Raw genomic sequence first — 15,056 nt, forward strand, 5'->3', positions numbered from 1 at the left:
TCTACTGCTATGAAAAAATCTACTCAGCTTTTGTCTCTCATTTGGCTCATTTTAGTTTCGGCTTGTTTGCCAGATAAGAAAAAGCTTGATCTAGACCTAGAGTCACTTTCTATTTCGGCTATCCATGAGAAATATGCTTCAGGCCAATTAACGGCAGTTGCACTGGTGGGAGCATACCTCGCTCGCATTGATTCGGTAAATCCAAAAATTAATGCCCTTACGATCATCAATCCGAAAGCCTTGGAAATAGCCCGATCACTCGATGCAGAGTACAAGGAAACTGGAATCCTCCGCACACTTCATGGGATTCCCATGATTGTCAAAGACAATATCAATACGATGGGCATGCCGACTACAGCTGGTTCGCTGGCCTTAGCAGATTTTTATCCAGAAAGTGATGCTTTCATCATCCAAAAACTGGAAGATGCTGGTGCAATTATTTTGGCCAAATCCAATATGGCTGAATGGGCATTTTCTCCCATGCATTCGGAAAGTTCTACGGCTGGCATCACGCGGAACCCCTACAATCTTGACTATGTGCCGGCAGGTTCCAGTGGAGGTACAGGAGCCGCTGTCGCAGCAAATCTGGGTACTATTGGACTTGGAACTGATACCGGAAATTCCATCCGTGGTCCTTCTTCCCACAATGCCCTCGTAGGATTTCGTACTACACTGGGACTCATAAGCCGTGAAGGGATCGTCCCACTTTACCTTCGGAATGACGTAGTTGGACCAATGGTCAAAAGCGTAGAAGATGCCACTAGAGTCCTGCAAGTTATGACTGGAATCGATTCAAAAGATCCACTTACGGCCAATTCAGAAGGAAAAGTAGAAAGCAATTATGTCCAATATCTCGATGAGGAGGGATTGAAAGGAGCACGAATTGGGGTCTTTCGAACTTTAAGCGAAAATGATCCAGATCCTGAAATCTCAGCGCTTTTTAATCAGGCTATCCAAGATATGGAATCCATGGGGGCGGAAATCGTGGATGCTGTTGAGGTTCCCGGCTTTAATGAGCTAAGACAAAATCAGTGGTGTCCCACTTTTAGAAATGATTTAGAGGATTTTCTTCAAACTTATGTGATACGCGACTCCATGAGCACTTTAGAAGATGTGATAAGAGTGGGTAGCAAAAATGAATTTGCCAAGTCCAGAGTAGAATATATGGCCCAAATAAATCCTCTGGAAAATACCAGTCGCCCTTGTGGGAATGCTTACGAGGATGAGCGCAGAATGGCTTTTCGCGAAGCCATTGAAGCTACTATGGATTCGCTAAAACTTGATGTACTAGTCTATCCTTCTTGGAACAACCGCCCAGCCCTAATAGATAAATTTATGGAAGAGTATAAAGGAGACAATTCCCAGATTATTTCTCCGCACACCGGGCAACCTGCATTCACCGTTCCGATGGGATACACCACAGGAAATTTACCGGCAGGGATTCAGTTTTTGGGCAGAATGTATGCGGAGCCTACTTTAATTAAGCTTACCTATAGCTACGAACAGGGAACAAAACATCGAAAAAGCCCCGAAATGTAGGAGAAAAAACTCATTAAAGATAGTTGTGATTTTTTTTTGCAAATCAACCTGATGGAATAAAAAATTTTACCATATATCATTGTTATCGACCATTTATTTGCTCTATATTGCTTTCAACCATTTAAAATTTTAACCATCAACCAAACACTAATGAACAAAACATTAAAACACTTCTCGCTCTGTGCGGGCATTATGGTGGGTACTCTGGGAGCATCCTGCGTAGAACAGACCGAGTCTCCTTCCCTTTCTCCAAATGTCGTAGAAGTAGTACAATTCGGCAATGGGGATATTATCCCCGGTAAATACATAGTCAGGTTGAAACCAGAAGGATTGAATTTCAGGAAGACGAAGGATTACGCAGCTAATCAAGCATCCATGCGTAAGATCAGTACCAATATTCTTTCGAAGTACCGAATTGCCGAAGCTAACCTTGATCACGTCTATGGAAATGCTATTGAAGGCTTTGCTGTAACTCTTACAGATGAAGAATACATGTCCTTGTCCCAGGATCCAGCTGTGCAGTTTATTGAGCCAGACCGGATTGTTCAACTGGCACCACCTCCAGGAAAAGGACCTGGTTTCGGTGACGGCGGTGGTGGAAGTTCTCCTTCTCAAAGCACTCCTTATGGAATCACTCGTGTGGGTGGTGGAGCAACTTATACAGGCTCTGGCAAGGCCTATGTCATCGACTCAGGAATCGACGCGAGTCATCCTGATCTTAATGTGAATGTGTCTGCAGGCTTTAATGCCTTTACCAAAGGAAGAGACTCAGACCTTTCGAGTGACGGAAGTGGTCATGGAACCCACGTAGCAGGAACAATTGCGGCAATTGACAATAATATTGGAGTAATTGGTGTAGCCGCAGGAGCTACTGTTGTCCCTGTAAAGGTTTTAGATAGTCGTGGTTCAGGGTCTTATTCAGGTGTCATCGCGGGAGTTGATTTTGTAGCTGCCAACAGATCCATTGGAGATGTAGCCAATATGAGCCTTGGTGGCCCTCCATCTGCAGCTCTTGACGATGCAGTTGTCGCACTAGGCGCAAGTGGAGTAAAAGTTGCATTAGCAGCGGGTAACGAAGCCCAGAATGCAAATAATAGCTCCCCAGCAAGGGCAAATGGGACTAACGTGTACACCGTATCGGCGATTGACAGCAGCGATAGATTCGCTTCTTTTTCAAACTTCGGCAATCCACCAGTTGATTTCGCAGCGCCTGGAGTAGGAGTTCTTTCTACCGTACCAGGTGGTTATGCCAGCTACAATGGAACCTCTATGGCATCTCCTCACGTTGCAGGACTGCTTCTCACTGGCACACCGAAAGCCGGCGGAAATGCTATCAATGACCCTGATGGAAATCTTGACCCAATCGCGGTGAAGTAACCACTAGTTTAAAATTTTTCAAAAAGAGCAAACCTGAATAGGCTTGCTCTTTTTTTTGAATGGATGAATAAAGCTTGCTTAATTCGCACTATATTTTCCCATTTCAAAAAATCTCTGAACTCTATGAGAATCATTACATCACTTTTTTTAATCAATATTTTCTCTGTGTTTCTTTTCTTTTCAACTGTTGAAGAAACCAAAGTAGAGATGGTCACTACCCATGGAACCATAGTGGTGAAACTCTATGATGAAACACCGCTTCATCGAGATAATTTCATCAAGCTTGCCCAAGATGGCGTGTATGATTCCTTGCTTTTCCATAGAGTAATTACAGGTTTTATGATCCAAGCGGGAGACATCAAAAGTAAAAATGCTGCTCCTGGGGAAAGACTAGGCTCCACAGATTTAGGCTATACCGTGCCTGCAGAAATTCGTCCAGATTTATTTCACAAAAGAGGAGTCCTGGCCGCTGCCCGAAACAACAACCCCACTCGTGCCTCTAGCAGTACGCAATTTTACTTGGTACAGGGAATAGTGCATAATGACAGCCTTCTGGACTACGAGCAGGGTAGAATTAATACTCGCCTTCGACAGCATGCCATGATGAATGATCCTGAAATCAAGCCGCTAATGGACTCCCTCTCTGCAGCAAATAGAAGAAGGGATGTCGCCGTCGTAAATCAGATTACAAGCCAATTAGACAGTATAGAAAGAAGCTATTCGAAAATCGATAAATATATAATTCCAGAAGCCCATCGACAGGTCTATAAAGAGATAGGAGGCAAGCCACATCTAGATCAGAATTACACTGTATTTGGCGAAATAATCTCCGGTCTTCAGGTGGTCGATAGCATTGCTGCTGTGCAGACTGACAGCCGAGATCGACCGATAGCAAATGTGAGAATCCTGAGCATGCGTATAGTCGAAAAGTAATTTGTATCTTATTAGCCAGACTAATTTCTGGACCATGAGATCATTCTTATCCTTTTTGGCTTTAGCATTGTTCCTTGCCTCTTGTTCTCAAGACAACATTGCACCAAAGTCTGACAACTTCCCCAACATCGTCTACATTTTCACGGATGACTTAGGATATGGAGATATTGGAACTTTTGGCGCTACAGATATCAAAACTCCGAATATCGATCGTATTGCAGCTGAGGGGATCAAGTTTACCCATTTCCTTTCGGCCTCGCCCGTTTGTAGCCCGAGTCGCGCAGGATTGCTCACAGGAAGAATGCCACAGCGAATGGGGATCAATTCGGTTTTCTTTCCAGAAAGCTTCACCGGTATGGCCCCTGAGGAAATCACTTTTGCCGAAGTACTCAAGGAAAAAGGGTATCGCACCGCCCATGTAGGAAAGTGGCATTTGGGCCATATGCAAAAGTACCTTCCCCTGAATCAAGGATTCGATAGTTACTTTGGTATCCCCTACTCTAATGACATGGCGTCAGTAGTATATATGCGAGATAATGAGGTCGAAGAATTTAACCCAGATCAGACTTATACCACACAGCGATATACCGAGGAATCTCTGAAATTCATTGATCAAGCCGCAGGAGAGCCTTTTCTACTTTATCTCGCCCATAATCAACCCCATGTACCCATCTATGCCTCTCCAGAGTTTCATGGAAAATCGAAGCGTGGGCTTTATGGAGATGTGATCCAGGAAATCGATTGGAGTGTGGGACAGATTCTAGCTAAACTGGAGGAGAAAGGCATTCTGGAAAATACTCTAGTCATCTTCTCTTCGGACAACGGCCCTTGGCTCGTGATGGAAGATCATGGGGGCTCCGCTGGCCCACTCCGTGAGGGGAAGCAATTCACCTTTGAGGGAGGAGTACGTGTACCTACGGTGGCCATGTGGAAAGGAAAAATCGAAGCGGGCCAAGTTTATGAGGATATGGCAAGTCAAATGGATTGGTTCCCTACCATTTCTGCGATCGTGGGGGCTCCACTTCCTCAAGATCGGGAAATCGATGGGGAGGATTTAAGTGTGGTTCTGTTTGAAAATGGAAAGAGGGAAGGCGACCAACATTTATACTACATGTTGGATGATCTACGAGCATACCAAGAGGGAAACTGGAAAGTGAAATTGCCATTTAAAGGCTCAAAAGGTGCTCCTTGGTCGAAAGGAGTCCCTGCCCATGACACTTTATTATTCAATCTCCAGAATGATCCGGGCGAAACCACCAATTTGGCAAAAGAAAACCCAGAAAAGGTGGCTCAGATGATTCGGTCGATGGATTTGGCAGTTAAACAACTAGGGCCTTTGCCAGAAAGCCTGGTGATTCGAACACCACAGGATAGAAGTCACTATGAATATCTAGAAGGAAAAGTAAAGTCAAAGGAAGAGTAAATCATTTTAGTTTCATCAGCCAAAACCCCTAAAAAATGAAGTTTCAAAACACAGGTTATTACTATCTAGGGTTTTTGATAATGACCTTCATTGGCTTTTGGCCGTCCTATTTTTCGAAATTTTTTGATGGCACTGCCGAATTCAATCAATACTTTCATTTCCATTCCCTAACTGCGATCCTGTGGGTCGCAATGCTGGTAATCCAGCCAATTTTGATTCAATCGAAGAAATATGAACTTCATAAAGCTGTAGGTAAATTTTCTTACCTATTGGTTCCCATTCTCTTTGTTTCAGTGGCACTTTTGGCAAATAATCGAATAGATCCCGAACTAGAGTTTGTAGGACCAGAGGTGTGGATTCCGTTTAAGGATTTGATAATATTTTCCTTAGGCTTTGGCATAGCCATAACGTTTAAAAATTCTATGCCCATACATGCTCGAGGGATGATTGTGGCTGGAATGGCTTTGATCGAACCGGTGATGGCCCGTGTGATGTTCAATGTATTAGAAATCCAAGGCTTGACCGGCTATTTGTCGGCAATATCAGTAGACTACATTATCCTAGTGGTTTTAATCATTTTGGAGCGCAAAGAGACCAAAGGGCGATGGGTATTTCCACTTGCTTTAGCCACCTTCTTATTTATCCATGCGGTGGTTCTTTTTAAAATTAATCCGGAATTCTGGGAATCCTTTGCTCGCTGGTTTGTCACTTTACCACTAACTTAATCTTTGTATTGCCTATATTTCTTAAAGGACATTTATCATCATTAAGCTGACCCAATGAAAAAATTACTATTTACTTCCTTTTTGGTAGTCCTTAGCCTCAATTTGGCCTTCGCGCAAGATGATGCTGCAGAACTTGCTAAAAAACTAGCAAACCCAATCGCATCCTTGATTTCTGTGCCATTTCAAAATAATACGGATTATGGAATCGGTGAATTCCGTGGGACTCGAAATACGATGAATTTCCAACCCGTCTTGCCGGTGAAAATCAACGACAATATTAACCTGATTACACGAGTTGTATTGCCGATCGTCACTCAATACAATATCACAGCACCCGGAGAAAAACAAGCAGGCTTAGGAGATGCCGTGATGTCGGCCTTCTTTTCACCAGCCAATTCAGAGAAACTCACCTGGGGGGTAGGCCCTGCACTTTTGCTCCCTGTTGGAACCAATGATTTCTTGACCACAAAGAAATTCGGAATGGGACCTACAGCAGTAGCCCTCAAACAAATGAATGGCTGGACTGTGGGAGGACTGATCAATCAAATCTGGTCAGTGGCAGGGAATGAAGACAGGCCTGATGTTAGTCAAATGTTTTTACAGCCATTTGTAGCGTACAACTGGAAATCTGGGGCTGGAATCGGGGCAAATTTAGAATGGACCCAAAATTGGAAAGCCTCTACCACTACCGTTTGGTTAAATCCGACCATCTCAGCTGTGACCAGTCTGGGTAAGCAAAAAACTCAATTTGTGATAGGCCCTAGATTCAATCTGGCAGCACCAGATGGAGGGAAAGCTGATTGGGGATGGAGAGCCGTAGTGATTTTCCTATTTCCTAAATAAGGATATTATTCATAGCTTATTCGCTCATTCTTGATAGGCTTAGGGTTTAATTCTTAAGCTTACCTTCTTTCATTAATAATGACCCACTATGAAATACCTATTCACCCTACTTTTTCTGATTTTTCTCTCATTTTCAACAAGTTTTTCGCAGTCTGTATTAGATCTTCAAAAATCCACCCTAGAGCTGATCGATACCTTTGATGAAGACCTGAAAGCTCAGGCTATGCTCAATTTTGAAGACTCAATGCGCACCGAATGGACCAACTTGCCCTTGGGTCTTGCGCCCAGAGTTGGAGCCAGATTTGGGGATTTTTCTGATCAAAGCAAGTTAAAATTCCATAGACTTTTGACCACAATGTTTAGCTCTCAGGGCTATTTAAAATCTTTTGCAATCCTTCAATTGGATGATATTCTCCATGAAATATTTGAAATCAGCTATCAAAAAGGAGAAGTCCCCGAAAATACCATTAAGATGATCCGAGGGCTGAATTGGGACTATGGCAATTACTTCTTTGCTGTCTGGGGCGACCCCGCTGAAGATGATATTTGGGGATTGAAATTCGAGGGGCACCATTTATCCATCAACTTGTCCGTTGCCGGGGACAGCTATTCTATGACACCATTATTTATGGGAACGGATCCAGCAGAAGTAGAAGTAACTCAATATTCGGGTCTAAGGGCATTGAGCAAAGAGGAGGATTATGGCTTCTGGCTGATTAATCTTCTTTCAGAAGAGCAAAAAGCAAAAGCTGTCTTGAGTCGTGATGTTCCTGGGGATATTTTGACTGCCCCAGGTTCAGAGCAACGACTCAGCGAATACCAGGGCATTCAAGCCTCTGATTTGGACGAAGGACAGGAAAAAATCCTGCATTACATCATCGAGGAATTTATAGGTAATCTAGAGCATCAAAATGCCGAAACGTATCTAGCCCGCCTCCACGCTACCCCAAAAGATCAAATTTATTTTGCTTGGATAGGGAAATTTGAGCCAAGAAATCCGCACTACTATTCAATTCACACACCAGATTTCATTATCGAGTATGATAATGTTGGTTTCCTAAATAATGGTAATCATATCCACGCCATCTGGCGGGAAAAAGGAAATGATTTTGGTGTCGATATCCTTGCAAAACACCGCATGGATCATGAGCACGAGTAAGACAGAAAATCGACCTAAATTTTCAGAAATTAAGACTGGCCAAGAATTCAAATCTTGGTATTGGCTTAAAGCTGAATTGGTAGACATCTGCAAAAAACTCGGCCTCTCCTACACCGGCGGCAAGTTTGAATTGAGGGATAGAATCGCGCATGAATTGGATCATCCGGGGACTCCTTTTCCCAAAAAGCCAAAGAAAGCAACTACATCTAAATTCAACTGGGCAAGAGAAAAACTGACCCTAGAGACTGTTTTGACGGATAATGTATCCTTCGGCCCAAATTTCAGGAATTTTATGAAGTCCCAGGTTGGAGATCATTTTTATTGCCACAGTGATTTTATGGATTGGGCAAATTTGAATCCGGGCAAGACACTAGGCGACGCTGTAGAGGCATGGAATAAACTAGAAAAGCGAAAAGAGGATCCAAATTTCAAGCGAGTCATTCGACCTCATAATATGTTCAATCAATATTTGAGGGATTTTTTTGAGGCAACCGAGGGGCTAAAATTGAAAGACGCCAAGAAATGCTGGGCTGCAAAAAAGACGCAAAAGTCAGCAGATGGGGTGGTCAGGTTTGAAAAATCTGATCTTCAATTTTTAGAGTGAAGAGGGCAAAAGCTTGGGACAAAGTCAAATTTGGCTGGAGGTAAATTGTCTGCTTTGATTGAAGCAAGAATATTCAATTGGTTTAAGATAAATTCCTTAAATTCAGGTGAATTAGATTTTTTGAGGCATGCGAAAATCACTGTTTTTTCTTCTTTTCCTGATTTCTCCTATTATTTCCACTGGGCAAAGTTTGGATAGTCTCGTAAACCAAGCTTACCAAGCCTATTCGGATTATGAGTATGAGCGAGCCATTTCTTTGGCCGATGAGGCCATCATTCTAGCCGAACAATCAGGCAACACTAAAATCCTTACTCAAGCTACCCTTTACAAAGCATTAACAACTCAGGAAAAAGATCCAAGTCTTGCTGATCCAAAGGCCATTTTAGCCTTGATCGAAAAGATGAAGGAACTTGGACTTGATCAAGACCGAGCCAGAGCTCATGGATTTTTGGCAACACAGTATGCAGCATTTGGCGACATCGATGAGTCTGCAAAAAACCGATTGATCGCTATGGACATTTACAGAGAAATTGGAAATCTCAGCGGTGTATCGGCTAGCCATAGTAGTCTTAGCCTACTTTACTACGATCAGCATGAGTACGATTCGGCCTTTTACCATGCCCGAAAGTCTGTCGAGATTGACAAAGGCTTTGACGATCCTGCCGAAATCCAAGGAAGCTATAATAATCTAGCTATCATTTTTGAACATACAGGGCCTATTGATTCCGCCATTTATTATCACAAACTATCGAATGAAGCGGCTGTTCAAACAGGAAATCCATATGCCATTGGGATTTCTCTCAGTAACCTGGGAAACAATTACGCGATCAAAGGCGACTACAAATTAGCTGAAGAAACATTGCTCGAAGCGCTTCGAATCCGGGATTCTTTAGGCTATGCCCGGGGCCTAGCCTATACACACAATCGCTTGGCAAACCTCTATCAACAGATCAATGAGCTAAATAAAGCCAAATATCATGCGGATCAGTCCTTGATCAATGCCGAAAAAGCCAATGAGGTTAAAGTCTTGAGAATGTCCTATGAACGACTGATGGAAATTGCCGAAAAGACCGGGGATTATCGCTCAGAACTAGAGTACATGAAGAAGGCAACCGCCCTAAAAGACAGCATTCTTAGTGAGTCCAATACCAAGGCCTTGACCCAAATGGTCTTGAATTATGACTTTGAAAAAAGACAACTCCTGGATAGCATTCAAGACGAACAGGCAAGAATGGAAAGGGAACTGGTCTTTAACGAGCGACTAGAAATAGCACGGAATCGACAAATCATCTTTGTGATTTCTGGATTGCTGCTTGGAGTGATTGCCATTGGCTTTTATCGTCGCTCCCAATACATCAAAAAGTCATCCGAGATCATTGCAAAGGAGAAAGAGCGTTCGGATGAATTACTCCTCAATATTCTTCCTGCGGCTGTAGCCGAAGAACTCAAAGCTACCGGACATTCTGAAGCTAGGCAGTTTGAACAGGTCACCGTGATTTTTACAGATTTTGCAGGCTTTACCAAAAAAGCGGCAAATCTTTCAGCGGATGAATTGGTGAAGGAATTAAATATCTGTTTCAAAGCCTTTGATACCATCATTGATGAATACAAGCTAGAAAAAATCAAAACTATCGGCGATGCTTACATGGCTGCCGGAGGTTTGAATTCAGAATCCACGGTGGAAAATGTGGTGATGGCCGCGCTAAAAATGAATGCATTTATTGCCCAACGAAACCACAACTCTAAGATCAAGGCCGGGGTAAAATTTGACATGCGCTGTGGAATCAACACGGGGCCAGTCGTCGCAGGAATCGTCGGTATCAAGAAGTTTCAATACGACATCTGGGGTGATACAGTGAATGTGGCTCAACGAATGGAAAGTAACTGCGAACTCAACCATGTAAATATTTCAGAGGCCACCTATGAGCATGTGAAGGATGATCCTCGATTTAGATTTGAATACCGAGGCAAAATAGAGGTCAAGGGCAAGGGAGAATTACCCATGTGGAACGTAGAGGAAGCAGAATCTTAGTCCTCAGAAGCAGTGGATAGTGGCAGTGGCAAAACCCATCTTAGGTCCAAGGATTCGGAAGTAGTGGCAGCACGCCATGCCATCCCTCACTTCGCCGAGAATCAGATTTATTAAATATCACCCAGAATCCGCGTACTTTTCTGCGCACATTTGCGGGAAAAAATAGAGTCTTATAGCCGAGGGCAAAAAACCCATACAATATTTAATTGAAATATTTCCCTAACTTTTAATCCTAAGCAAAGCATTCAAACCAATGAGAAGAATTCACTTTTTGATCTGTGCATGTATCTTTTCTTTTTTCGCATGTACTCCTAATACAAAAAACCAAGAGACTCGAAAAAGGCCAAATATCCTGCTGATCGTCGCAGACGATTTAGGCTATGCTGATTTGGGAAGCTTTGGAGGGGATATAGACACGCCCAATCTAGATGAACTTGCGCGGAAAGGGATCCGGTTTAGCAGGTTTCATGCTTCTCCCTTCTGTGCCACGAGTCGGGCGATGTTCCTGACTGGTAACGACAATCATATCGCAGGTATGGGCGTTCAGGGTTTGACGGCTGACACCGTGGGATATGAAGGACACCTGACGGATCGAATCGTTCCATTTCCTGCAGTATTAAAGAAATCAGGTTATTCCACATTTATGTCAGGAAAGTGGCATCTTGGCTTAAGACCTGAAGACAATCCTCATCAAAAAGGATTCGAACACTCTTTTGTCCTTGTCGAAAGCAGCAGCAATCATTACAGCTCAAAAGGTATATGGAAAAAGAATCCTATTTCACCCTATACAGAAGATGGGGTGGAAACTACATGGAATGAGGGGGATTATTCGACAGACGTTTATACCGATAAGCTGATATCCTACATTAGCGAAAGTAAAGAAGAAAATCGTCCATTTTTTGGCTTTGCTGCTTACACTTCCCCACACTGGCCCTTACAAGTGGATGAAAAATATTGGAAAAAATACGAGGGGCGCTATGACGATGGCTATGAGGTACTGAAAGAAAAGCGTTTTGAAAGCTTGAAAAAAGCATGGATGATCCCCGAAAATGCGGTATTGCCTCCTTCCCATCCTAGGGTCAAAGCTTGGGATAGTCTTTCTCCGGAGGAGCAAAAAAAGGAAGCCCGAAAAATGGAGCTCTATTCAGGGATGGTGGATAACTTAGATTACAATATCGGTAGGCTAATCACACACCTGAAGGAAATCGGAGAGTACGAAAATACACTCATCGTCTTTATGTCTGATAATGGCGCGGCCGCAGAGGATTTTTATTACAACGATGGTGTTGGTCCTTTTCTTAGGGAAAGGTACACCGATAACTATGAAGATATGGGCAAGGTGAATTCCTATATCGCCTATGGCCCGCAATGGGCCGAAGCAGGCAGTTCCCCTTTTAAATATTACAAAGGCTTCACCACGGAAGGTGGCATGAATGTTCCCATGATCATTTCTGGACCAGGCGTAGCAAACCAAGGAAGCATCAATGACTCCTTCTTTACGCTCTTGGATTTGGCACCGACTTTTTATGAAGTTTCAGAAACCACCTACCCAAATGACTGGAATGGCAAGGAAGTTAAGCCACTGCTTGGAGCGTCATTATTACCCGTTTTGACCGGAGAAGCCCAATTCATCCATTCGGAAGACTATGTCTTTGGGATGGAGCATGGTGGAGATGCTATGCTACGCAAAGGAAAATGGAAAATACTAAATGTTGATTACCCCTTTCAAATCGAAAATTTTGCGCTCTATGACTTAAGTACTGATCTAGCCGAGCAGGTTGATTTGAAAGATCAAAACCCCGAAAAGTATCAGGAAATGCTAGCTGAATGGGAAAAATGGTCGCAGAATGTTGGAGTCATATTACCCACTCCAAGATCACAAAAAAGCGACGAGTAGAAATTTTTAAAGATTAATCACAAGATCAAAACCACATGCGATATACAAGGCCCTCATTTTTAATAGTTCTAATTTCATTTACCGCATTTCTATTCTCCTCAAGTATCGCTTCCGCACAGTGGACCAACCGATACAGCAAGCTAGATGACTTCGGCCATCATGTTTATTTGGAGGAGCATGAACTTCCAATTTTAGCTTATGGCCCTACTGACCCAGCGCCTGCACCCGATGGGAAGCACCTTGCTTTTGCTGCAAGAGGATGGGTCTGGAATCTAAATTTGGAGACAGGGGATGCGATCAGGTTGACAAAAGGCCCGGGAATCGATGCACGTCCACGTTGGTCCCCTGATGGAAATTGGCTGACATTCGTTCGGGATGAAGGTCGAAATACAGCCATTATTGTTTTGGATTTAAAAAGTGGAAAAGAAACCCGGTTCGATACTGAAGCCATTGAGCTTGATCCCGAGTTTTCTACCAATGGAGAGTGGGTTTATTACTCGTCAGGAATCAGTGGTTCGATCAATCTCCGACGCAGAAATATTGCAACAGGAGTGGATGAGCAATTGACTGATCTGAGGCAAGTCGAACGAAATTCACGTAGCCTGGCAGGCGGAACAAGTTTGATGTACCTCCACGGACTCGGTGCAAATCGCGTACTTCGCATCAAAGACATGCAATCTGGGGCAGATACGATTGCCCTTGCGCAGACCTTGACATATCATTTCACCGCTGACGCACACCCTGATCAGAGACTGATCGTATACAGTGCTCCGATTGACAATGACTATCACCTTTGGACCATGGATCTAGACGATCCAAGGGCCAAACATCGCTTGACGGAGGGACACCCATTCGCGCTTACCCCAGCTTTCAGTGCGGATGGAAACCAAGTGTTTTTCGTTGAGCTAGACGAAAACCGTCAGTTTCGACTCATGCGCATTGATACCTACGGTGGAGCTCCTGAACAGGTCTTGATCAAAAATTGGGAGCTTGGAGAAGCGAGTGGAAACTTAAAAATACAAGTGAGTGATACGAGTGGAAAACCAACAACAGCGCGTGTTTCTATTGTTCGTGAGGATGGGTCTCCTGTTGCCTTCCATGAGGATGCCACCTATGCTGACCCTCAGACAGGTCGACACTATTTCTATGTTGAACGAGAAAGTGAGCTCAATCTACCCATCGGCAATTATGAAATTTCAGCTGCTCGCGGTCCCTTGACTCCAGTTGTTAAATCTACCATTTCAGTTGAAGAAAATACCTCAAAAGAAGCAAGTCTAAGTCTTTCACCAATTTGGGATGCATCAGCTGCAGGCTATGTTTCAGCCGATCATCATGTGCACCTGAATGGGGATGGGCACCATCGAGCAAAGCATAAAGATGCCCTAAGAGCCATGGCTGGAGAAGATCTGGACTTGCTTGCTCCCATGTCTTGGAATCGATGGGAAAGACGAATAGACGCTTCCATTCTAGGAAAAGAAACCATTCAGGATGGTCGAATAGTTGTCCAAAGTCAGGAGGTTCGCTCTCATTTCCATGGTCATGTCAGCTTACTTGGCGTGGATAAACCTTATTCTCCATGGTTTTGGGGACCTACAAATCCAAAACTAGGTGATCCAGATCGAAGCAATGGGGAAGTTGTGGACTTTGCAGATCGCATGGATGGGTTTACGACCTATGTTCACCCGATAGAAAGTGACTCTGATCCTTTCGAGCAGCTCGCAAGTGGTCCTATCCCTATCGAGCTAATTTCAGATGCAGTCTTGGCCGATCGCATCGGATTGGAAATGGTCTGTGCTTGGACCAGCCCTTTGGGGAATAGTGAGGTTTGGTATCGTCTGCTAAATATCGGAAACCCTGTTGCAGCGATGTCAGGAACCGACATGTGGGTAGACTTTCATCGAACCATGGCTGCTGGTACCGGGAGAAACTATGTGCGCTTGGATGGGGAGGAGATTTCATCCCGGTCAGTCCTAGAGGCCGCAATGGCCGGTAAAGGATTTGTGACCACAGGCCCAGCTTTACTTTTTCGAGTCGGTGAAGATGCTCAACCTGGAGATGTGATTGGCAGTGGAAGACAAAACTGGACAGCTACCCTTGCCAGTACGAATAATATCGACATCGTAGAACTTGTAGTAAATGGCAAGGTTGTCGAGACTTTCGAAGGAATTAAAGCAGGTGAGACGCGTGAGTATCAAGGCGAAATAGTGCTTCCAGAAGGAGGTTGGATAGCGATTCGAGCTTATACGAGCGAACTCAAAGAAGATACTTGGCCTACCATGCATGCTAGGCCTTTTGCGCATACTTCCCCCATTTGGATTGAGTCAATAGGAAGCACTGATCCTGATTCCAGAGAGAAAGCTGCGGCAGATCTCATTCGGGCCATAGATGCATCAGAAAGCATTGCGAAAAGAGCCTATGGAGAAATCGAAATGAATCGAATGATGAACCGATTCGAAGAAGCTCGAAAAAAATTAAGGGGAATGATGGACTAAATGCCTTTGAACCCAATCATTAAATACACCCT

11 protein-coding genes are annotated in these 15,056 nt (G+C 43.8%); all 11 read left to right on the forward strand.

The features are described from left to right. Nucleotides 1-9: 9 nt before the first annotated feature. The 11 genes from ACFOSV_RS06120 (at nucleotide 10) to ACFOSV_RS06170 (ending at nucleotide 15,024) form a co-directional block, all read left to right on the forward strand. Nucleotides 10-1,539: an amidase gene (locus tag ACFOSV_RS06120; protein WP_377904447.1), complete on the forward strand. Its 1,530-nt coding sequence runs from the start codon at nucleotides 10-12 to the stop codon at nucleotides 1,537-1,539. Between the two features lie 150 nt (nucleotides 1,540-1,689). Further along, complete coding sequence (locus ACFOSV_RS06125; RefSeq protein ID WP_377904449.1) at nucleotides 1,690-2,916, forward strand: S8 family peptidase; 1,227 nt, start codon at nucleotides 1,690-1,692, stop codon at nucleotides 2,914-2,916. A 123-nt stretch (nucleotides 2,917-3,039) separates the two neighbouring features. Continuing rightward, complete coding sequence (locus tag ACFOSV_RS06130; protein WP_377904451.1) at nucleotides 3,040-3,849, forward strand: peptidylprolyl isomerase; 810 nt, start codon at nucleotides 3,040-3,042, stop codon at nucleotides 3,847-3,849. Nucleotides 3,850-3,883: 34 nt separating this feature from the next. Then, nucleotides 3,884-5,272, forward strand: a complete 1,389-nt coding sequence (locus ACFOSV_RS06135) for a sulfatase family protein (protein WP_377904453.1) — start codon at nucleotides 3,884-3,886, stop codon at nucleotides 5,270-5,272. 35 nt (nucleotides 5,273-5,307) lie between these two features. After that, on the forward strand, nucleotides 5,308-5,997 hold the full coding sequence (locus tag ACFOSV_RS06140; RefSeq protein ID WP_377904455.1) for a hypothetical protein: 690 nt from the start codon (nucleotides 5,308-5,310) through the stop codon (nucleotides 5,995-5,997). 54 nt (nucleotides 5,998-6,051) lie between these two features. After that, on the forward strand, nucleotides 6,052-6,840 hold the full coding sequence (locus ACFOSV_RS06145; RefSeq protein ID WP_377904457.1) for a hypothetical protein: 789 nt from the start codon (nucleotides 6,052-6,054) through the stop codon (nucleotides 6,838-6,840). 88 nt (nucleotides 6,841-6,928) lie between these two features. Next, nucleotides 6,929-7,999, forward strand: a complete 1,071-nt coding sequence (locus ACFOSV_RS06150; protein ID WP_377904459.1) for a DUF3500 domain-containing protein — start codon at nucleotides 6,929-6,931, stop codon at nucleotides 7,997-7,999. Continuing rightward, entirely contained in the window at nucleotides 7,986-8,603 is a 618-nt protein-coding gene (locus tag ACFOSV_RS06155) for a DUF6434 domain-containing protein (RefSeq protein WP_377904461.1), read from the forward strand. The genes ACFOSV_RS06150 and ACFOSV_RS06155 overlap by 14 nt, the downstream gene beginning before the upstream one ends. Before the next feature lie 127 nt (nucleotides 8,604-8,730). Continuing rightward, entirely contained in the window at nucleotides 8,731-10,635 is a 1,905-nt protein-coding gene (locus ACFOSV_RS06160) for an adenylate/guanylate cyclase domain-containing protein (protein ID WP_377904463.1), read from the forward strand. Nucleotides 10,636-10,888: 253 nt separating this feature from the next. Continuing rightward, complete coding sequence (locus ACFOSV_RS06165) at nucleotides 10,889-12,532, forward strand: arylsulfatase (RefSeq protein WP_377904465.1); 1,644 nt, start codon at nucleotides 10,889-10,891, stop codon at nucleotides 12,530-12,532. 35 nt (nucleotides 12,533-12,567) lie between these two features. Continuing rightward, nucleotides 12,568-15,024 (forward strand): CehA/McbA family metallohydrolase, encoded by a 2,457-nt coding sequence (locus ACFOSV_RS06170; RefSeq protein ID WP_377904467.1) that lies wholly within the window; start codon nucleotides 12,568-12,570, stop codon nucleotides 15,022-15,024. Nucleotides 15,025-15,056 lie beyond the last annotated feature (32 nt).

Source organism: Algoriphagus namhaensis (genome assembly GCF_042649705.1).
Taxonomy (GTDB): domain Bacteria; phylum Bacteroidota; class Bacteroidia; order Cytophagales; family Cyclobacteriaceae; genus Algoriphagus; species Algoriphagus namhaensis.